This window comes from Ferrovibrio terrae (genome assembly GCF_007197755.1).
In the GTDB taxonomy this organism is placed as follows: Bacteria; Pseudomonadota; Alphaproteobacteria; order Ferrovibrionales; family Ferrovibrionaceae; genus Ferrovibrio; species Ferrovibrio terrae.
This window is the reverse complement of sequence record NZ_CP041636.1, coordinates 251128-268850: the sequence shown is the minus strand read 5'-3', so window position 1 is coordinate 268850 and position 17723 is coordinate 251128. Positions and strand designations below refer to the sequence as shown.

17 protein-coding genes are annotated in these 17723 nt (G+C 64.7%); 10 read left to right on the top strand and 7 right to left on the bottom strand.

Annotation, left to right across the window (positions count from 1 at the left end):
• Window positions 1–120 precede the first annotated feature (120 nt).
• Window positions 121–600, top strand: coding sequence for a PAS domain-containing protein (locus FNB15_RS01260; protein WP_144066968.1), 480 nt, complete (start codon window positions 121–123; stop codon window positions 598–600).
• Between the two features lie 3 nt (window positions 601–603).
• Here FNB15_RS01260 and FNB15_RS01255 read toward each other — a convergent pair whose 3' ends face one another.
• Window positions 604–1515: a DMT family transporter gene (locus tag FNB15_RS01255; protein ID WP_144066967.1), complete on the bottom strand. Its 912-nt coding sequence runs from the start codon at window positions 1513–1515 to the stop codon at window positions 604–606.
• Between the two features lie 232 nt (window positions 1516–1747).
• Here FNB15_RS01255 and FNB15_RS01250 point away from each other — a divergent pair, with 232 nt between their 5' ends.
• Window positions 1748–2626: a bile acid:sodium symporter family protein gene (locus FNB15_RS01250; RefSeq protein ID WP_185973664.1), complete on the top strand. Its 879-nt coding sequence runs from the start codon at window positions 1748–1750 to the stop codon at window positions 2624–2626.
• Here FNB15_RS01250 and FNB15_RS01245 read toward each other — a convergent pair whose 3' ends face one another.
• Window positions 2627–4174, bottom strand: a complete 1548-nt coding sequence (locus FNB15_RS01245) for a YifB family Mg chelatase-like AAA ATPase (RefSeq protein ID WP_144066965.1) — start codon at window positions 4172–4174, stop codon at window positions 2627–2629.
• Window positions 4175–4539: 365 nt separating this feature from the next.
• On the opposite strand from FNB15_RS01245, the gene FNB15_RS01240 reads away from it, so the two are divergent.
• From FNB15_RS01240 to FNB15_RS01230, 3 genes are all read left to right on the top strand, one after another.
• Window positions 4540–5118 (top strand): TMEM165/GDT1 family protein, encoded by a 579-nt coding sequence (locus tag FNB15_RS01240; RefSeq protein WP_144066964.1) that lies wholly within the window; start codon window positions 4540–4542, stop codon window positions 5116–5118.
• 169 nt (window positions 5119–5287) lie between these two features.
• Window positions 5288–6277, top strand: coding sequence for a Bug family tripartite tricarboxylate transporter substrate binding protein (locus FNB15_RS01235; RefSeq protein WP_144066963.1), 990 nt, complete (start codon window positions 5288–5290; stop codon window positions 6275–6277).
• Window positions 6278–6441: 164 nt separating this feature from the next.
• Complete coding sequence (locus tag FNB15_RS01230; protein ID WP_144066962.1) at window positions 6442–6981, top strand: hypothetical protein; 540 nt, start codon at window positions 6442–6444, stop codon at window positions 6979–6981.
• A 9-nt stretch (window positions 6982–6990) separates the two neighbouring features.
• Here the strand turns inward: FNB15_RS01230 and FNB15_RS01225 are convergent, their stop codons facing one another.
• The 3 genes from FNB15_RS01225 to FNB15_RS01215 are packed head-to-tail and all read right to left on the bottom strand — an operon-like array spanning window position 6991 to window position 11095.
• Window positions 6991–8985, bottom strand: coding sequence for an LTA synthase family protein (locus tag FNB15_RS01225; RefSeq protein ID WP_144066961.1), 1995 nt, complete (start codon window positions 8983–8985; stop codon window positions 6991–6993).
• 56 nt (window positions 8986–9041) lie between these two features.
• A complete protein-coding gene (locus FNB15_RS01220; RefSeq protein ID WP_144066960.1) occupies window positions 9042–10421 on the bottom strand; it encodes a sensor histidine kinase in 1380 nt (459 codons plus the stop codon).
• Entirely contained in the window at window positions 10418–11095 is a 678-nt protein-coding gene (locus tag FNB15_RS01215) for a response regulator (protein WP_144066959.1), read from the bottom strand. Before FNB15_RS01215 ends, FNB15_RS01220 begins: the two co-directional genes overlap by 4 nt.
• 240 nt (window positions 11096–11335) lie before the next feature.
• Here FNB15_RS01215 and FNB15_RS01210 point away from each other — a divergent pair, with 240 nt between their 5' ends.
• The 3 genes from FNB15_RS01210 (at window position 11336) to FNB15_RS01200 (ending at window position 14517) form a co-directional block, all read left to right on the top strand.
• Window positions 11336–12508 (top strand): phosphoserine transaminase, encoded by a 1173-nt coding sequence (locus FNB15_RS01210; RefSeq protein WP_144066958.1) that lies wholly within the window; start codon window positions 11336–11338, stop codon window positions 12506–12508.
• Window positions 12509–12581: 73 nt separating this feature from the next.
• Window positions 12582–14156: a phosphoglycerate dehydrogenase gene (gene serA / locus FNB15_RS01205; protein ID WP_144066957.1), complete on the top strand. Its 1575-nt coding sequence runs from the start codon at window positions 12582–12584 to the stop codon at window positions 14154–14156.
• Between the two features lie 91 nt (window positions 14157–14247).
• Complete coding sequence (locus FNB15_RS01200; protein ID WP_144066956.1) at window positions 14248–14517, top strand: hypothetical protein; 270 nt, start codon at window positions 14248–14250, stop codon at window positions 14515–14517.
• A gap of 3 nt (window positions 14518–14520) precedes the next feature.
• Here the strand turns inward: FNB15_RS01200 and FNB15_RS01195 are convergent, their stop codons facing one another.
• On the bottom strand, window positions 14521–15216 hold the full coding sequence (locus tag FNB15_RS01195; RefSeq protein ID WP_144066955.1) for a YggS family pyridoxal phosphate-dependent enzyme: 696 nt from the start codon (window positions 15214–15216) through the stop codon (window positions 14521–14523).
• 80 nt (window positions 15217–15296) lie between these two features.
• On the opposite strand from FNB15_RS01195, the gene FNB15_RS01190 reads away from it, so the two are divergent.
• A complete protein-coding gene (locus FNB15_RS01190; protein ID WP_246068761.1) occupies window positions 15297–15860 on the top strand; it encodes a thiamine phosphate synthase in 564 nt (187 codons plus the stop codon).
• A 59-nt stretch (window positions 15861–15919) separates the two neighbouring features.
• Here FNB15_RS01190 and FNB15_RS01185 read toward each other — a convergent pair whose 3' ends face one another.
• Window positions 15920–16666 carry a TorF family putative porin gene (locus FNB15_RS01185; protein WP_144066953.1) on the bottom strand — a complete coding sequence of 249 codons (747 nt, stop codon included), beginning with the start codon at window positions 16664–16666 and terminating at the stop codon, window positions 15920–15922.
• Between the two features lie 209 nt (window positions 16667–16875).
• Between FNB15_RS01185 and FNB15_RS01180 the strand changes: the two genes are divergently transcribed.
• Window positions 16876–17679 carry an enoyl-CoA hydratase/isomerase family protein gene (locus FNB15_RS01180; RefSeq protein ID WP_144066952.1) on the top strand — a complete coding sequence of 268 codons (804 nt, stop codon included), beginning with the start codon at window positions 16876–16878 and terminating at the stop codon, window positions 17677–17679.
• Window positions 17680–17723: the final 44 nt, after the last annotated feature.

Genomic DNA, 17723 nt, shown 5'->3' with positions numbered 1-17723 from the left:
GGTTACCGGAATTTTCGCGCAAGGGCCGCACTCGAACCGGAAAAGCACTGGGTTCGGCCGGGCAATCGGGGTTGGGATACCTCGACACCCCAACAGGCGAGATTCGCCGGAGCTTACCCGATGATGATGCAGTTCAAGCGCCAGAGTCTGTCCTACCACGACGACAGCCACGACGTGGCGATCTCGCATCCGAAGCTGCGCGGCCTGTTCGATCTCTGGGATGCCAGGCGGGGCAGCCGTCAGGCGCCGCCGCGCAGCGATTTCTCGCATGAAGACCTGTTGCCCTGGTTCGGCCACCTGATGCTGCTCGATTGCCTCGACAACAACGAATACCGCTATCGCCTGTACGGGACAGCACTCACGACGCTGTTCGGTTTCGATCTCACCGGCAAGATGGTCAGCGCCTCGGCCGACCGCATCGGTGATAAGCCGCTGGACGAATATGCCAGGGTGGTGCGGGTCAGCGCGCCGGTCTATGCCTCGCGGATCAGCCCCTCGGCGCGCGAATACCTGCAGGTCGACAAGCTGGCGCTGCCGCTGATGGAAGGCGGCCGTGTCACCAAGATTCTCGGCGCGATCTACCTGTCGGATGCCGACTAAATCTCAGCCGGCCTTGCGGGCTGGCAGCGACATCGCCGCCACGCCGATCACCACGAAGATCAGACCGAGCCAGGCCGAGCCCGCAAGGGTTTCGCCGAGGAATACCACGCCGATGCCGACACCGATCGGGATGCGCAGGTAGGCTTGCGACGTCACGCCGACCGAGCCCAGCGTGCGCACCAGCCGGAAATAGATCACGAAGGCCAGCGCGGTCGAAAACACTGACAGCGCGACCAGCGCCAGCAGCGAGGTGTCCGATGGCTGCAGGGTCCAGGGCTGGTCGACGATCAGGCTGAGCGGCACCAGGATCACGGCGCCGCAGAGCATCGAGCCCGCCGCTGGCACCATCGAATCGAGATGCTTGAAATTGTGGCCGTAGATGGCCGCTGCGCCGTAGGACAGCGACGCCGCCAGCATGGCGAGCTGACCCCACATATCGCTGCCCAGGCCGGTCAGTGCCCCGACCCCCATGATCATGCAGACGCCGCTGATTCCCATCACCGTGCCGAACAGCTTGCGCCCGGTGACAGCTTCATGCCGCGTGATCGCCCAGGTGATCAGGAAGGCGAAGATCGGCGTGGTGGAATTCAGGATCGTTGCAAGGCCGGCATCGATGCGGGTTTCGGCCCAGGCGATCAGCGTAAACGGCATCACCGAGTTGAGGCAGGCCTGGATGGCCAGGCTGCGCCAGGTGGCGCGATCGCGCGGCAGCCTGATGCCACGGGCGCGCAGAATGCAGAGCAGAAGGCCGCCGGCGATCACGGTACGCGCGGCGATGAAGGTCACCGGAGGAATGGTTTCCACGCCCAGCTTGATGAAGGTGAAGGACGCACCCCAGAGTGTGGCAAGGGCCGCGAGCAGCAGCAGCTCGAATGCGAGAGAGCGGGGCGGGGTGGAGATGGCGGCGGTGTTCATGCGGACGGTTCCAGTGAGCGGTTCGGCTGCACCATGCCATGCCGCCTTCGCCGGTTCATCTACTCATGCTACGGCCCCGACCGAACTATGGCGACCGCGCGATTGCATCCTGACAATACGCGGCGGCAGGCGTGGAAACCGCGTTCGGCTTGGCGTATCGTCGTGGCGGGCGATGCGGTGTGTCGCCGAGAAAAAGTGCCGCTGCAGACGGCCGAACAAGGGGCGAGACGACATGGAAGGCGATATCGTAACCACCATCCTGCTGCCGGGCATTCTGGCCTTCATCATGTTCTCGCTCGGCCTCGGCCTGACCGTCGAGGATTTCGTGCGCATCGTGCGACAGCCGCGCGCGCTTCTCGTCGGCGTGCTGTGTCATTTCGTGCTGCTGCCCCTGATCTGCTTCCTGCTGCTCAAGGCGGTCGGCATCGGCGGCGTCTTCGCCATCGGTTTCATGATTCTCGCCGCCTGTCCTACCGGCACCACTTCGAACCTGCTTACCTATATCGCGCGCGGCGATGTGGCGCTGGCGGTCAGCTTCACGGCGGTGGCCAGCGTGGCGACGATCTTCACCCTGCCGCCGATCGTGATCTGGTCGATGCAGCATTTCGGCGGCAACGCGCAAGGAGCAGGCGGGGCCGGCGTCACCGTGCCGGTCGGCCTGATGATGGGGCAGATTTTCCTGATGCTCGGCGTGCCGGTCGGTCTGGGCATGCTGGTGCGCGCCCGCTGGCCGGACGGCGCGCTGCGCTGGGAGCCGCGGGCGACGCGCGTGGCGGCCGTGCTGTTCATCCTCATCGTGCTCGGCGCGGTGGCCAAGAACTGGGTGTTGCTGCGCGACAATTTCGGCAGCCTCGCGGGTTTCGCCATCGGGCTCAATCTGCTGATGCTCGCCGTCGGTTTCCTGGTCGCCTGGCTGGCGCGGTTGTCGCGCCGCCAGTCGGTCACGCTCGGCATCGAGACGGCCGTGCAGAATGCGACGCTTGCCATCGTGATCGCCAGCACCGTGCTGCAGGATGACGCGCTGGCAATACCGGGCGGTCTCTATGGCGTGCTGATGTATGCTGGCGGGCTGCTGTTCGCCTTCGGCATGCGGCGGTTTACCCGCAGCTAGTCACCGCACAAACCCCAGCCTGCGATAGCTCAGGGCTTCCGCCACATGCATGCGGCGCACGCTGTCGCAGCCGTCGAGGTCGGCCAGAGTACGCGCGACGCGCAGCACGCGGTGGTAGCCGCGCGCGGTCAGGTGCATCGCCTTGGCCGCTTCGGTGAGCAGATTCCGCCCGGCATCGTCGGGCGCGGCGATCCGCTCCAGCAGCTGGCCATCGGCCTGCGCATTGGTGCGGATCACGTCGCGGCCGTCTTTCGACAGCCCGCCGCTGCCGGTGCGGGCATAGCGGTCGCGCTGGATGTCGCGCGCCTGTGCCACGCGGGCGGCAACCGTGGCTGAGTCTTCGCTCGGCGGTGGCGCGGCCAGATCATCGGGGCTGACGGCCGGCACTTCGAGCGTGAGATCGATGCGGTCGAGCAGCGGACCCGACAGGCGTGCCTGATAATCGGCGCCGCATTTCGGTGCGCGGCTGCAGGCCTGGGCCGGATCGCCGAGATGGCCGCAGCGACAGGGATTCATCGCCGCCACCAGCTGCACGCGGGCCGGATAACTGACATGCGCATTGGCGCGCGCCACCACGCATTCGCCGGTCTCCAGCGGCTGACGCAGACTGTCGAGCGTCTGGCGATTGAATTCGGGCAGCTCGTCGAGGAACAGCACGCCGAGATGCGCGAGGCTGACTTCGCCGGGCTTCACGCGCAACCCGCCGCCGACCAGCGCCGCCATCGAGGCCGAATGATGCGGCGCGCGGAACGGACGGCGGCGTGTCAGTTTGCCATCCGGCAACTGTCCGGCCAGCGAGGCGATCATGCTGACTTCGAGAATCTCGGCCGAATCCAGCGGCGGCAAGATGCCAGGCAGGCGCTGGGCCAGCATCGACTTGCCCGCGCCCGGCGGACCGATCAGCAGCAGATTGTGCGAGCCTGCTGCAGCGACTTCCAGCGCACGTTTGGCGCTTTCCTGGCCCTTGATGTCGCGCAGGTCGGGCAGAGTCGCGCCGTCCTCGGCGGCAATACCTGGTCGTGGGTTGGGCAGCACCTGGCTGCCCTTGAAGTGATTGATCAGCGCCAGCAGCGAGGGCGTTGCCAGCACGCGTTCGGCATCGCCGGCCCAGGCCGCCTCGCTGCCCTGTGCCTGCGGACAGATCAGGCCGCGATCCTGCGCATGCGCTGAGAGAGCGGCCGGCAATATGCCGGTGACGGGCCCGACCGCGCCGTCGAGGCCGAGTTCGCCGAGCGCGAGATAGCCGTCCAGTGCATCGGGCGGCAGCACGCCCATCGCCGCGAGCAGCGCCAGCGCAATCGGCAGGTCGTAATGGCTGCCTTCCTTGGGCAGGTCGGCGGGTGCGAGATTGACGGTGATGCGTTTGGGCGGCAGGGCCAGACCGATGGCGCCAAGTGCGCCGCGCACGCGTTCACGGCTCTCGCCCACTGCCTTGTCGGCGAGGCCGACCACGGCAAAGGCGGGCAGGCCGTTTGCCAGTTGCACCTGCGCCTCGACCGGCATCACTTCGATGCCCTGGAATGCGACCGTGCGGCAACGTGCGACCATGGCTTCAGTTTATTCTTTGTTCCTTGAGAAACAAATACTCCAGATTGTTTTTACTAAAATATCTCGCGCACTAGGAATATTGCCGTATGCGCGGGATCTCTTGGCAGCCCGGCCGATCCGCGCTACACAGACCCCGCACCCTTTGGGGAGTAGCCGTCCGCCGTCTTGCAGAAGATTGAGCGGGGGAAGCGTCAACAGACTAGGCACGGGCGACCAGCAATCTGCCCGCTGCCTTGGCGCTTCCGGACCGGAGTTCGATCTCCGGTATGGCGAGACCTTAGGCTTGTACCGTTGCATCCCGGACCGGGCGGCGACGGGACAGCCTATGGCCTTGATCGCCGCCCGGTCCCCGATGTGCCTGTCCCATGTTTGCTGCCCCGGAATTATCCGCCTTCCTTACCACCACCGGCGTGGTTGCCGTCGCCGAGATCGGCGACAAGACGCAACTGCTGTCGCTGCTGCTGGCGGCGCGCTTCAACCGGCCCTGGCCGATCCTGGCCGGTATCCTTGCCGCCACCGTCGCCAATCATCTGGCCGCCGCCGCACTGGGTGTGTGGCTCGAAGACCTGCTGGCGCCGCAGGTGCTGCGCTGGGTGCTGATTGCCTCTTTCGTGGCGATGGCGGTGTGGACGCTGATCCCCGACAAGCTCGAAGACGACGCTGCACAAAACACCGGGCGCTGGGGCGCGTTCCTCACCACGCTGGCGATGTTCTTCATCGCCGAGATCGGTGACAAGACGCAGCTGGCCACCACGGCGCTGGCCGCGCGCTACGACGCGATCCTGATTGTCACATTCGCCAGCACGCTGGGCCTGATGCTGGCGAATGTGCCCGTCGTGTTTCTCGGCAAGGCGCTGATGCGCCGCCTGCCGCTGAATCTCGCGCGCTATCTGGCAGCGTCAGCCTTCCTGCTGCTCGCGCTGGTGCTGCTGCTGACCGGCTGAGATTTGGGCAACCGCGCCCAGTGCACTGCAAAAAGCCCGGGCACTGCAAAAAGGTTGCATGTCCAACGAAATGGGTTGGTTTGCGCCCGCATTTGCCGGTAAAACTTTCCCCCTGAGGAAACGCGCGATGACCGGAATGAACCGGTGCGCTTAGAAGGGAGATTCAGATATGCGGCGGATTCTGGCATTAACGGCAGTGGCATCGGGTGCGCTTCTCGCTGCAATGAGCTTTGCGCCCGGCGCTGCCCAGGCGCAGACCTGGCCCGACAAGCCCATCACCTTCATCGTGCCCTTCCCGGCCGGTGGCGGTACCGATGCTTTCGCCCGTCCGCTGGCAGCCCATCTGGGCAACCAGCTTGGGAAGCAGATCGTGATCGACAACCGCGGCGGCGCGGGCGGCACGCTCGGCGCCGGTCTTGCGGCACGCGCGCCGGCCGATGGCTATAACTTCTTCATCGGCGGTGCGCACCATGCCATCGCGCCCTCGGTCTATCCGAAGCTGGATTACGACATCGAGAAGGACTTCATCCCGGTTATCCTGATCGCGCAGCCGCCGCAGGTGGTGGTGGTCAACGCCAGCCGCACCTCGGCAACGACGCTGAAGCAGCTGATCGACGAAGCCAAGGCCAAGCCGGGCAAGCTGTCTTACGGTTCGGCCGGCAACGGCACCTCGCATCATCTGGCGGGCGAGCTGTTCAAGATCCTGACCAAGACCGACATCGCCCATGTGCCGTATCGTGGCGCCGGCCCGGCGATGCAGGATCTGGTCGGCGGCCAGGGCATCGAGATGATCTTCGACGGCCTGGGCTCCTCGGCCGCGCAGATCAAGGGCGGTCGCATCAAGCCGCTGGCGGTTGCGGCCGAACAGCGCTCGCCGGCCTTCCCCGATATCCCGACCGCGAAGGAAGCCGGCCTGGATGGCTATGTGGTTTCGACCTGGTATGCCATGTGGGCGCCCAAGGGCACGCCGCAGCCGGTCATCGATCGCATGACCAAGGAAGTGCAGACCGCGATGAAATCGCCGGAACTGACGGAAATCTGGAAGAACAACGGCTCGGCCGTTCCGAATGTCGCGGGCGCGGCTTTCGGTACTTTCCTCAATGCCGAAATCAAGCGCTGGGCCGAAGTGGCCAAGGCATCGGGCGCCCGGATCGATTGAAAAATTCTTGTCGATTCTGACTGACAAGACGGCCATCCGGACCTCCGGGTGGCCGTTTTTGTATGAACTGTCACCAACATGCCGTTGGCTGGAATGTGATGGTCCGGCTAGTATCGGCGGTGACCCGGTGCCGCTGCAGGGCCGGACAAGAGAAGACGCAAGCGATGACCAAGATTGCCGGCAAGAGCTACCGGAAAGCCGAGATCGAGACGCTGCTCGATGCGCTGAAGCGCCAGACCAAACGGGCACGCGCCAAGGCCGAAGATGCGATCCAGCGCATCGGTCACGCCACCTACGAACCCTATTACGAATACCGCGAGTCGCTGACCGAGATCGAAGGCGTGCTGGTCCTGATCGAGGATCGCATGGAGAACGCGGAAAAGCAGGCCGCGGTCCAGTTGCAGGAATACCACAGCCAGCTGATCGTCGATCTGCTGCGCATGAAGATCGATGTGGTGCTGCGGGTTTTCCCCGCGCTGGAGAATGCGGAAGTCCTTCCCGTCGGCACACAGAAAGTATTTCTTGCGACCATCTGGGAACTGCACGAGACGGTGGAGCGCATCGACCGCGAGAAAATCCAGGGCGTGCTGGATGACGATGCCCGCAAGCGCCTCACGGTGGCGGAAACCATCCTGCGTGAAGTATCCGACCGGGCGCCGCGCCTGATGGAACTGGCGGCTGAGAACCACGCCAGGTCCGGCTGAGCCCAGACCCTAGGGTTTTTCCGAAAGTTCGTGATACTGCCGGGCATAAAACATGCGATGCGCGGTCTGTGTCTGTGCGGCTGCCTGTTTCATGATCAGCGCGGGAACGGTTTCGGCAGGCACGGGCTGCAGCTGGAACGGACCCGGCTGCATTGCATAAGGGCGCGTGGCGCCTTTCGGAGTCAGGATCACGGCATTGCGGCCATCGCCCACCGCCACATCGAAATTATGCGCCATGGCGATCCGGCCGCCGCCCGGCGGCACGCGATGCAGGTCGATGCCGAAGAACGGGCTGTCGTAGCTCAGGCCCAGCAGGCCGAGCAGGGTGGGGGCGACGTCCATGCTCGAGCCCAGCACGGGATTGCGGGCCGGTTTGAGATGCTTGGGCGCGTAGATCACCAGCGGCACGCGGAAACCCTGCACCGGGATCTGCGCCGCGCCCCAGACCTTCGGTCCGTGATCGCCGATCAGCACGAAGACGGTGTCGTCGAACCATGGCTTGTCGCGGGCGGCGTCGATGAACTGGCCCAGCGACCAGTCGGCATAGGCAGCAGCCTGCTCCTTGAATCCGAGGCCTGGCCGCTGGGGAATCCGGCCATCGGGATAGCGGAAGGGGCGGTGGTTGCTGACCGTCAGGCAGGCAAAGAAAAACGGCCCGGGTTCAGCCGCCATGTCGTCGATGCGCGCGAGCGCCTCCTTGAACATGTATTCGTCGGCCACGCCCCAGATGGTTTTGAAGCCGCGGTCGGCGATGTCGCTCTGGCCCAGCACCCGGTCGAATCCGATGCTGCGCCAGAAGTACCCCATATTGTCGAAACTGGTTGGTCCACCGTAAAGGAAGGTCGAGCGATAACCGAACTGCCTGAGCAGGAAAGGCAGGGAATTCATGCCTTCGGAACCGTTGCGGCGTGCCGTGGAAATGCCGGGGATCGGCGGAAACGACGTGAAGATGGCCTCCAGCGCGCGCACCGTGCGATCGCCGGTGGCATAGATATTGGTGAAGAGCAGGCTGTCTTCCGCGATCCGGTGCCAGTTCGGTGACACGGTGTTTCGATAGTCACGCTGCCGGTCTTCGAAGACATCTTCGAAATAGACCGAGCCGAAGGATTCCTCGAGCACGAGAACCACATTCAGCTTTTTCGCCGGCATCGGGCCGTTGTCGATGTGTCGGCGCAGGCTGCGCTCGCCCGGCGTCGCCAGGTTGGTCGTGTTGTCCTGCCGCACCATGTCACGCAGCAGGGGGATGGCTTCGGCCTCGTCGATACCGGGATAGATGCCGTCATACTTGCTGTCGTTGGTCAGGAAGGCATTCAGGATGCTGTGCATGCCGTTGACGGCCAGCTCGTTCGTGGTCCGCGCGATGACCGGTTCATAGGGGCCGCCGAGGAGGAAGGGCAGGGCCAGCAATGTTGCTGCGGCAGCGACAGCTGCGCTGCGTCGCCATTCGCCGGACTGGAGCGGCGTCTCCAGCACATGATTCAGGCGACGCCGCAAAACAGCATAGATGGCCAGGACGATGGCCGCGATTGCCGGCAGATAGATCCGCAGGTCGAAGGATTCCCGGATATTGCCCAGCACTTCCTTGGGGAAGATCAGGTAGTAGACCGCAATGCCATTGAAGCGGCTGTTGTATTCGTCCCAGAAAAACAGCTCTGCCACGGCGGCGAAGACTGCGAGGCCGAGCAGTCCCACGAGCAGCAGATGTGCCAGAGCCTTGCCGGTGCGCCACCGGAAGACGCGAATCAGCAGATAGAGTCCCAGCAGAAACGGCAGGCCGAGCAGCACGGCTGTTGCAGCATCATCCGCCAGACCGACCAGCCACGCCACGGCAAAGGACAGGAACGAATCCGGTGTATCGAGGGCGATCCAGATCGTCAGTGTCAGTCGCACGGCTGCCGACAGCACCATGAAGATGCCGAGGCACAGCAGCCAGAAGCCGAGTCTGGGCGGAATGCGGTCTGGTGTCTGGAAAGGGGCGATTTCGCGCCGGGGCGTGAGCAGCATGGCAAGCCTGGATTGGGGAAGCTGCCACTGTGTACCCGGCTCGGCTTACAGCAAGCTTACGAGGCCTCGCCATTGGAGGCCGGGAAGTGCAGGACGAATTCAGCCCCGCCGCCCGCTGAATCACTGACCGAGACGCTGCCGCCGTGGCCGCGCATGGTTTCTGCCACGATGGCCAGGCCAAGCCCGGCGCCGCCACTCTGCAGCCGGACCCGGCCGCGCCAGAATCGCTCGAATATCTCATTACGCTGACCCGGCGGCACGCCAGGACCATGATCGCGCACCGCGATGGCAGGTTCCGGGGTGACGATGATCGTCACTTCAGTGCCAGGCGCAGTATGGACAATGGCATTTTCGACGAGATTGCGCAGGGCATTTTCCAGCGCCTCGGCCGCGCCTTTTACCAGTATGGGGTGCGGAGCGGCCGTCAGGGCCAGCGTCTTGTGCGCGCCGATGGCCAGCGGCGCCAGAAAGGTGACCACCGTTTCCGCCACGCTGTTCAGATCGACGGTGGCGAATTGCAGCGGCGCGCCTTCCAGTCGCGACACCTGCAGCAACTGGCTCACCAGCCGGTTCATGCGGGCGATGTCGTCGGCCAGGTGGCGCATTTCCGGACTGGGTTCGAGTTCGGCAACCCGCGCAGTGAGAACGGCCAGTGGCGTGCGTAGTTCATGGGCGGCGTTGGCGGTGAAACGTCGCTGCATCTCAAAGCCCTGTTCCAGGCGGTCGAGAGCGGCGTTGATGGCAATCGGCAGTGCGCGGATTTCATCCGCCACATCGTCGGTCGGCAGGCGCAGGTTGCGGGTCTCCGGGCCGATCTGCAGTGCGCGCGCCGACAGCTCCTTGATCGGCCGGAGGCTGGTGCGGATCGTCCATGCCGCCATCAGCAGTGCTGCCGCCAGCACCACGGGCACGGTCCATCCGATATGCAGGGCGAATTCGCTGAGCAGGGTGTCGATGTAGACATCGGGGTGGATCTGCCCCTGTGCCACGATCACGCGATAACCGGCGGGCAATCCTTCGCTGCTCTGGAGTGCGTAATAACTGCTTTCGCCGCCCCCGGCATCAAGCAGACGGAAAACCGTCTCGCCATCGGCGTGGCGGCTGAAGGACAGGTCGGCAAAGGCGGTGCGGGCCTTGTCGCTGGAGGCAGCCACGATCTGGCCGGTTGGATCGATCACGGCGTAGAGATAGCCATCGCCGGAGCTGCGATAAGCCTGTTCCAGTTCCTGCGGCAGCGTGACGCTCATGATGCCGTTGCGGACCCGCGCATGCGGCGCGATCTGCTTGGCCTGAATCTGCAACCCGACGTCATCAAGATTGTCGAGCGCGAACCAGGCATACTGGCTGATAACCATGGCGACCAGCAGTGTCGACCCCAACAGCACCAGCCCCAGCCGCCAGGCCAGGCGCGCCTGCAACGACCAATGGCGGTTCATGCGGGAGTTTCCGACAGCAGATAGCCCACGCCGCGCACGGTATGAATCTCGCCCGAGAAACCGCTGCCGGCCAGTTTGCGGCGCAGACGATGCAGCAGGACCTCAAGCGAGTTCGGCGTCACCTCATCGTCGAAGCCGTAAATGCGCTCCTCCAGGTGGCGCTTCGGCACCACGCGGCCAACCCGCCTCAGCAGATTTTCCAGCAATGCCATTTCGCGGGCGGTCAGTGGCAGGGTCTGGTCTCCGATGGCGACAGTGCGGCCGACGGTATCGAAGGAGATGTTGCCGGCTTCCAGCACTACGCCGAGCGCACCATTGGGGCGACGCAGCAGGGCCTTCAGCCGCGCGATCAGCTCGTCGACGGCAAAAGGTTTCAGCAGATAGTCGTCGGCGCCGCTGTTCAGCCCCGCCACGCGGTCGTTGACGCCATCGCGTGCCGTGAGGATCAGCACCGGTGTTGTGTCGCGTTTGGTGCGAAGGTCCTTCAGGATCACCAGGCCATCTTCATCCGGCAGGCCGAGATCGAGAACAATGGCGTCGTAGCGCGACGCCGCCAGCGCATCACGCGCCCCTTCCGCCGCCCCGGCGGTATCGACGGTGAAACCTGCGCGAGCCAGGCTCCGCTGTATCAGGTCAAGCAGTGCAGTTTCATCTTCGATCAGCAGCAGGCGCATGGAGGGCTCTTATCGGGCGGCTGGCTTACCGCCACCTTACGAAGAATGGGGCCGCCAGCAGCAAAGTTGAAGGTTACGATCCAGATATATTCCCGGTTGCCCGCCTCCTTTTCGGGGTGGCGGGTACTGCGGCGGGTGGGTTGCGACATTTCAGCCATTGCGCCCCCGGGCCAGTTTGGGTAGAAGGGCCGTGGGACACGCCCCCCCAACGGGGCGCTTACTATCTGGAAGGATAGACGCATGACCAAGCCTGCTTCGCGCCCCAATTCCGCGCATTTCTCTTCCGGCCCCTGCGCCAAGCGCCCCGGCTGGACCCCCGAACTCCTCAAGAATGCCCTGGTTGGCCGCTCGCATCGCTCGAAAGAGGGCAAGCAGCGTCTGGTCGATGCCATCGAGTTGCATCGCAAGCTGCTCGGCATTCCGGCTGATTACAAGATCGGCATCGTGCCGGCCTCCGATACCGGCGCCGTGGAAATGGCGCTGTGGTCGATGCTGGGTGCGCGCGGCGTCGATGTCCTGGCCTGGGAAAGCTTCGGCGCCGGCTGGGGCTCGGACATTTCCAAGGAGCTGAAGCTCAAGGATGTCCGCACGCTGAAGGCCGGCTACGGCGAGATTCCCGATCTCAAGCAGGTCGACTGGACCCGCGACGTCGTCTTCACCTGGAACGGCACCACATCAGGCGTGAAGGTGCCGAACGGCGACTGGATTTCTGACACCCGTGAAGGCCTTGCGATCTGCGACGCCACCTCGGCTGTATTCGCCATGGACCTGCCGTGGTCGAAGCTGGATGTCACGACCTGGTCGTGGCAGAAGGCGACCGGCGGCGAAGCGGCGCATGGCATGATCGTGCTGAGCCCGCGCGCCGTGCAGCGTCTGGAAACCTACACGCCGGCCTGGCCGCTGCCGAAGATTTTCCGCATGGCCAAGGATGGCAAGCTGATCGACGGCATCTTCAAGGGTGAGACGATCAACACGCCCTCCATGCTCTGCGTGGAAGACATTCTCGACGCCCTGAAATGGGGCGAGAGCGTCGGTGGCCTGAAGGGCATGATCGCCCGTTCGGAAGCCAACCTGAAGGCGATCTCGGACTGGAAGGCCCAAACCCCCTGGGTCGACTTCCTCGCCGGCGATGCGGCCGTACGCTCCAACACCTCGATCTGCCTCAAGGTGGTCGATCCCTGGTTCACCGCGCTGGGTCCGAAGGACCAGGAAGCGGCGGCCAAGCAGATCGCCGCCATCCTGGAGAAGGAAGGTGTGGCCATGGACATCGCGCATTACCGCGATGCCCCGCCGGGCCTGCGCATCTGGGGCGGCGCCACGGTGGAAACCAGCGACATCGCCGCGCTCTGCCCCTGGCTCGACTGGGCCTTCGCGGAAGTGAAGGCCAACTACAAGCCGGCTGCGGCCGCCTGATCCATTCAGACACAGGCGCGTTCACAAAACGCGCCTGTTTTTCTTTCTCATTCTGACATTCGAGGACTCTCCCATGGTCAAGGTTCTGATCTCCGACGAACTGAGCCCCGCCGCCGTCGACATCTTCAAGACCCGCGGCGTCGAGGTGGACATCAAGACCGGCCTGAAGCCGGATGAACTGCTCGCCATCATCGGCGATTACGATGGCCTGGCGATCCGCTCGGCCACCAAGGTCACCGCCAAGGTGCTGGAAGCCGCCAAGAAGCTGAAGGTCGTCGGTCGCGCCGGCATCGGCGTCGATAACGTGGATATCCCGGCCGCCACCGCGCGCGGCGTCTGCGTGATGAACACCCCGTTCGGCAATTCGATCACCACCGCTGAACATGCCGTCGCCATGATGATGGCGCTGGCCCGCGAAATCCCGCTGGCCGACCGCTCCACCCAGGCCGGCAAGTGGGAAAAGAACCGCTTCATGGGCGTCGAGCTGTATGGCAAGACGCTCGGCCTGATCGGCTGCGGCAATATCGGCTCGATCGTGGCCGACCGCGCGCAAGGCCTGAAGATGCGGGTGATCGGCTACGATCCCTTCCTGACGCCGGAACGCGCCACCTCGCTGGGCATCGAGAAGGTGGAGCTGGATGAATTGCTGGCCCGCGCCGACTTCATCAGCCTGCACACCCCGCTGACCGAGCAGACCAGGAACATCCTCGACGCCAAGGCGCTGGCCAAGGCCAAGAAGGGCCTGCGTATCATCAACTGCGCTCGCGGTGGCCTCGTGGACGAGGCGGCCCTGAAAGACGCTTTGGATAATGGCCAGGTGGCCGGCGCCGCCTTCGACGTGTTCGTCACCGAGCCGGCGAAGGAAAACGTGCTGTTCAACCACGAGCGTTTCATCGCCACGCCGCATCTCGGCGCCTCGACCAACGAGGCGCAGGAGAATGTGGCCCTGCAGGTGGCCGAACAGATCAGCGACTACCTGCTGAGTGGCGCCGTCACCAACGCGCTGAACATGCCGTCGGTCTCGGCGGAGGATGCCCCGAAGCTGCGCCCCTACATGAAGCTGGCCGAACAGCTCGGCAGCTTTGTCGGCCAGCTGGCCGAAGCCAACCTGACCAAGGTGATGATCGAGTACGAAGGCCATGTCGCGACGCTGAATACGCGCCCGCTCACGGCCATCGTGCTGGAAGGCCTGCTGCGGCGTCAGCTCAGCAGCGTCAATATGGTCAATGCCCCGCTGGTGGCCAAGGAGCGCAATATCGAGGTCTCCGAGGTGAAGCATGAGCGCGAAGGTGACTATGCCACGCTGATGCGCGTCACCATCCATGCCGACAAGGTGCGCCATCTCTCGGGCACGCTGTTCGCCAACAAGAACCCGCGTGTCGTCGAAATCAAGGGGATCGATATCGACGCCGAGCTGGGCCCGCACATGCTCTATGTCACCAATGCTGACAAGCCGGGCTTCATCGGCCGTCTCGGCACGGTGCTGGGCGATGCAGGCATCAACATCGCCACCTTCCATCTCGGTCGCGCCGCGCGCGGCGAGGATGCGATCTGCCTGGTCGAAGTCGATGGTCCCATCCCGGCCGATGTGGCCGAGAAGGTGAAAGCGATTCCGGGCGTGCGTCAGGCCACCCCGTTGCAGTTCTAAGTCAAGCGTCAAATCGAGAGTTTACGGCTTTACCGGGGCCGGGTTGGTTGCTTAACTGGCCCGGCCCCTTTGATTTCAGGAGTGTATGATCATGGCTCGTCTGGCCCGCCTTGCATTGATGCTTGTCCTGCCGCTGGCCCTGATTGCCTGCGGCCCGCCGTCCACGGAAGAAGCGCTGAAGAAAGCCGAACCGGCCAAGACCAGGGCCGCGCTGGAAAAGGCGCTGGGCAAGCCGAGCGAGTTGCAGAAGCTCGGCCCGCTCGAACAGTGGACTTACAAGACCAGCGATGGCTCGGTCACTTTCGTGATTGCCGGCGACAGCGTCACGCTGGCGTCTGGCGGCACGACGAAGAAGCAGTAGCCGCTACTGCGCGGGCGGGTAACTCCGCCCGCCGAAGATCGCGCTGCCCACGCGCACATGCGTGGCGCCCAGCATCACCGCCGTCTCGAAATCGCTGCTCATGCCCATGCTGAGCTGATCAAGCCCGTTGCGCTTCGCGATCTTGTTGAGCAGCGCGAAATGCGGCGCTGGCTCTTCTTCGGCCGGCGGAATGCACATCAGGCCCGCCACAGGCAGGTCCAGCGCACGGCAGGCGGCGATGAAGGCATCGGCCTCCTGCGGCGCGCAGCCGGCCTTCTGCGGCTCCTCGCCGGTATTCACCTGCACGAAGCAGGGCAGGCGGCGGCCGCTTTTCTCGAACTCCCTGGCCAGTTCTGTCGCCAGGCTGTCGCGATCCAGCGTATGGATCACGTCGAAATGTGCGACCGCCTGCTTCACCTTGTTGGTCTGTAGCGGGCCGATCAGGTGCAGCACCAGGTCGGGATGCGCCTGGCGCAGGGCTGGATACTTCGCCATGCCTTCCTGCACACGGTTCTCGCCAAAATGCCGCTGACCGGCCGCCAGCGCCTCAAGCACCGCTTCGGCCGGAAAGGTCTTGGCGACCGCCACCAGGGTCACGGCATCGGGCGCACGCCCGGACGTTGCGGCGGCATCGGCGATCTGCTGCCGGATGGCGGCGAGGCGCGAGGCTACGGTGGCTTCCGGCAACGGCTGGGTCATGGCAGGCTGCTGTGATGAAAACTCGGGCCCGCACGCTATCAACCCGGCCGCATCGGCGGAAGTCCCGCATCGTGCTGCCCATGTCCATGCCTGGGCGCTGGCTGGTCACCGACGCGCGCCGCCTGGCGGATCCGCTGCCGGCCATCCGCCGGCTGACACGCGGCGATGGCGTGCTGTTCCGCCATTATGAACTGCCCCCCGCGAAACGTCTGGCGTTGGCGCGGCAGGTGGCAGAGCTGTGCCGCCGGCTTGGTCTGGTGCTGGTGGTGGCGGGCGATGTGCGGCTGGCGCGTGCGGTGGCCGCCGCCGGTCTGCATCTGCCGCAAGGATTGATCGGCCACACCGCCCTGGCACGCCGGGCCGGGCTGCGGCTGGTCACGGTGGCCGCTCATGATGCCGGCGCCATCGCGCAGGCGGCGCGCCGTGGCGCTGATGCCGTGCTGATCTCGCCGGTTTTTGCCACGGCCAGCCATCCCGGTGCGCCGCCGCTCGGCGTGCTGCGCTTCGCGGCGCTGGCGAGTGATGCGCGGCGCCAAGGACTGGCGGTCTATGCGCTGGGCGGCATCACGCCGGCCAGCATCGCTGGGCTGCGGCATGTTCCGCTCGCGGGCTATGCCGCGATCAGTATGTTCTCACAGGCATAAAAAAACCGCCGCCATCCTGCGATGGCGGCGGTTCTCGGGCCGCCCGGAGGCGGATCGGATCAGAAGGTGTAGGCGTAGTTAAGCGAGACCACGACGCCGCTTTCGCAGGTGCTCAGGCCGCCGCATTCCGGCTTCGACAGGTTGGTGTCGACATACTGGATGCCGGCAGTGAAGCCCCAGTAAGTGGCGAACAGGCCGATGTTGTAGTCCATGTAGCTGTCCTTGGTGATGCCGAAGTTGGCCGGCACGTCCACGGTCTGCTTGCCGATATTGGCCTTGATGGTCGGGGCGAATTCGGTCACCGGGATCGGAATCGCAACGCCGGCGGTGTAATAGACGCCGGTGCCGCTGTTACCGAAGTATTCCGGGCTGTAGTAAACTGCGGCGCTCGGCAGCACGTAGCCGAAGTCATAGCTCACAGCGAGCTTGGCTTCGGTGAAGTCCTGCGTTTCCGGACCCTTGCCGGTGTAGTTGTAGCGGATGAAGCCGATATCGACGCCCAGCTTGTCGAAGGTGCCGCGCAGGCCGCCGACCAGATCAACTTCGGCGGTGGTGCCGTTATTGAAATCGACGCTGCTGCCCCACAGGCCGGCATAAATCGTCAGCCAGTCATTCGGCGCCAGGGTGCCGTCGAGACCAGCCTGGAAGGCCGGGTCCTTGTCGCTCTGGCTGATGCCGCGGAAGCGGTAGTCGGAAACCACGCCAGCGTTGACGGCAACGCCGAGCGGAACGTCGGCAGCCATTGCGGGAGCCGCGGCAACCAGGCCGAGGGCCACAAGGGCGGCGCGGAAAGCAAACTTGATCATTGGGGTAACCTCCGAGAAGAAATTCGCCGACGAGATAATCAGGGAAGCCCCTGTCCGACAAATACTTACCCTGTATTATGACCGCCGAGCCCGGGAACTGTGTCTCTGCGGTTACACTCGTCCCGGGAAACGGTCACATTGAATAAAATCTGTGCAATGAGCGTCGGTAATTTAATTACAAACGCGCCACAGATTGGGGGAAAACGGTCATGACGGCGGCGCAGCCTTTGGTTTTTGTCGAAACATCCGCCGAATCAGGGGCGATTCCGCCCGGCATCCAGGTGATCCGGCTGAACTACCCCTCGAAGCGCAACGCCCTGTCGCTGGACCTGCGGGCCGCACTGATCGCCGCGGTGGAATCCGCCATGGCTGACCCGGCGGTGCGCGCCATTGTGCTGACCGGCAGCGGCGGCGCCTTTTGCGCCGGCGGCGATATTTCCACCATGCAGAATGTCGCCGGCGTGGCCGGGCGGCAGCGTCTGGGCAACCTGCACCGGTTGGCCCGGATGATCGTGGCAGGGCCGAAGCCGGTGATCGCCGCCGTCGAGGGCTACGCGTATGGCGCCGGCATGTCGCTGGCGCTGCTCTGCGACCAGGTGGTGGCCGCAAAGGATGCCAAATTCTGCTGCTCGTTTGGCAAGGTCGGCCTGATGCCCGATCTGGCGGCTTTGTGGACGGTGCCGCAGCGCGTGAATGCCGGCTGGGTGAAGCGGCTGCTGATGCTGGCCGAGGAGATCGATGGCGACACCGCCGGCCGCATCGGGCTGGTGGATGAGGTGACTGCGCCGGGTGAGGCGCTGAACGCGGCGCTGGCGCTGGCGGCGAAATTCGCAAGCCTTGCGCCGCTGCCGGTCGGCTTTATCAAGGCGGCGCTGGCGCGCGGCCCGCAGCCGCTGGAGGCGCTGCTGGCGCAGGAAGCCGATGGCCAGGCGCTGCTGTTCAACTCGGCCGATTTCGCCGAGGGGCGGGATGCCTTCCTCGCCAAGCGCAAACCGGTCTTCACCGGCAGCTGATTTCTGGACTGACGCCACGGCAACGCGGCGCGGCCCGGCCGCCG

Bases quoted from the DNA above. Each gene is read 5' to 3' on its own strand.
- FNB15_RS01235 (WP_144066963.1), top strand. From the start codon at position 5,288: ATGCGGCGGATTCTGGCATTAACGGCAGTGGCATCGGGTGCGCTTCTC.
- FNB15_RS01195 (WP_144066955.1), bottom strand. From the start codon at position 15,216: ATGACCCAGCCGTTGCCGGAAGCCACCGTAGCCTCGCGCCTCGCCGCC.
- FNB15_RS01220 (WP_144066960.1), bottom strand. From the start codon at position 10,421: ATGAACCGCCATTGGTCGTTGCAGGCGCGCCTGGCCTGGCGGCTGGGG.
- FNB15_RS01260 (WP_144066968.1), top strand. From the start codon at position 121: ATGATGATGCAGTTCAAGCGCCAGAGTCTGTCCTACCACGACGACAGC.
- FNB15_RS01230 (WP_144066962.1), top strand. From the start codon at position 6,442: ATGACCAAGATTGCCGGCAAGAGCTACCGGAAAGCCGAGATCGAGACG.
- FNB15_RS01180 (WP_144066952.1), top strand. From the start codon at position 16,876: ATGACGGCGGCGCAGCCTTTGGTTTTTGTCGAAACATCCGCCGAATCA.
- FNB15_RS01245 (WP_144066965.1), bottom strand. From the start codon at position 4,174: ATGGTCGCACGTTGCCGCACGGTCGCATTCCAGGGCATCGAAGTGATG.
- FNB15_RS01215 (WP_144066959.1), bottom strand. From the start codon at position 11,095: ATGCGCCTGCTGCTGATCGAAGATGAAACTGCACTGCTTGACCTGATA.
- FNB15_RS01250 (WP_185973664.1), top strand. From the start codon at position 1,748: ATGGAAGGCGATATCGTAACCACCATCCTGCTGCCGGGCATTCTGGCC.
- FNB15_RS01240 (WP_144066964.1), top strand. From the start codon at position 4,540: ATGTTTGCTGCCCCGGAATTATCCGCCTTCCTTACCACCACCGGCGTG.
- FNB15_RS01190 (WP_246068761.1), top strand. From the start codon at position 15,297: ATGTCCATGCCTGGGCGCTGGCTGGTCACCGACGCGCGCCGCCTGGCG.
- FNB15_RS01185 (WP_144066953.1), bottom strand. From the start codon at position 16,666: ATGATCAAGTTTGCTTTCCGCGCCGCCCTTGTGGCCCTCGGCCTGGTT.
- FNB15_RS01255 (WP_144066967.1), bottom strand. From the start codon at position 1,515: ATGAACACCGCCGCCATCTCCACCCCGCCCCGCTCTCTCGCATTCGAG.
- FNB15_RS01225 (WP_144066961.1), bottom strand. From the start codon at position 8,985: ATGCTGCTCACGCCCCGGCGCGAAATCGCCCCTTTCCAGACACCAGAC.
- FNB15_RS01200 (WP_144066956.1), top strand. From the start codon at position 14,248: ATGGCTCGTCTGGCCCGCCTTGCATTGATGCTTGTCCTGCCGCTGGCC.
- serA (WP_144066957.1), top strand. From the start codon at position 12,582: ATGGTCAAGGTTCTGATCTCCGACGAACTGAGCCCCGCCGCCGTCGAC.
- FNB15_RS01210 (WP_144066958.1), top strand. From the start codon at position 11,336: ATGACCAAGCCTGCTTCGCGCCCCAATTCCGCGCATTTCTCTTCCGGC.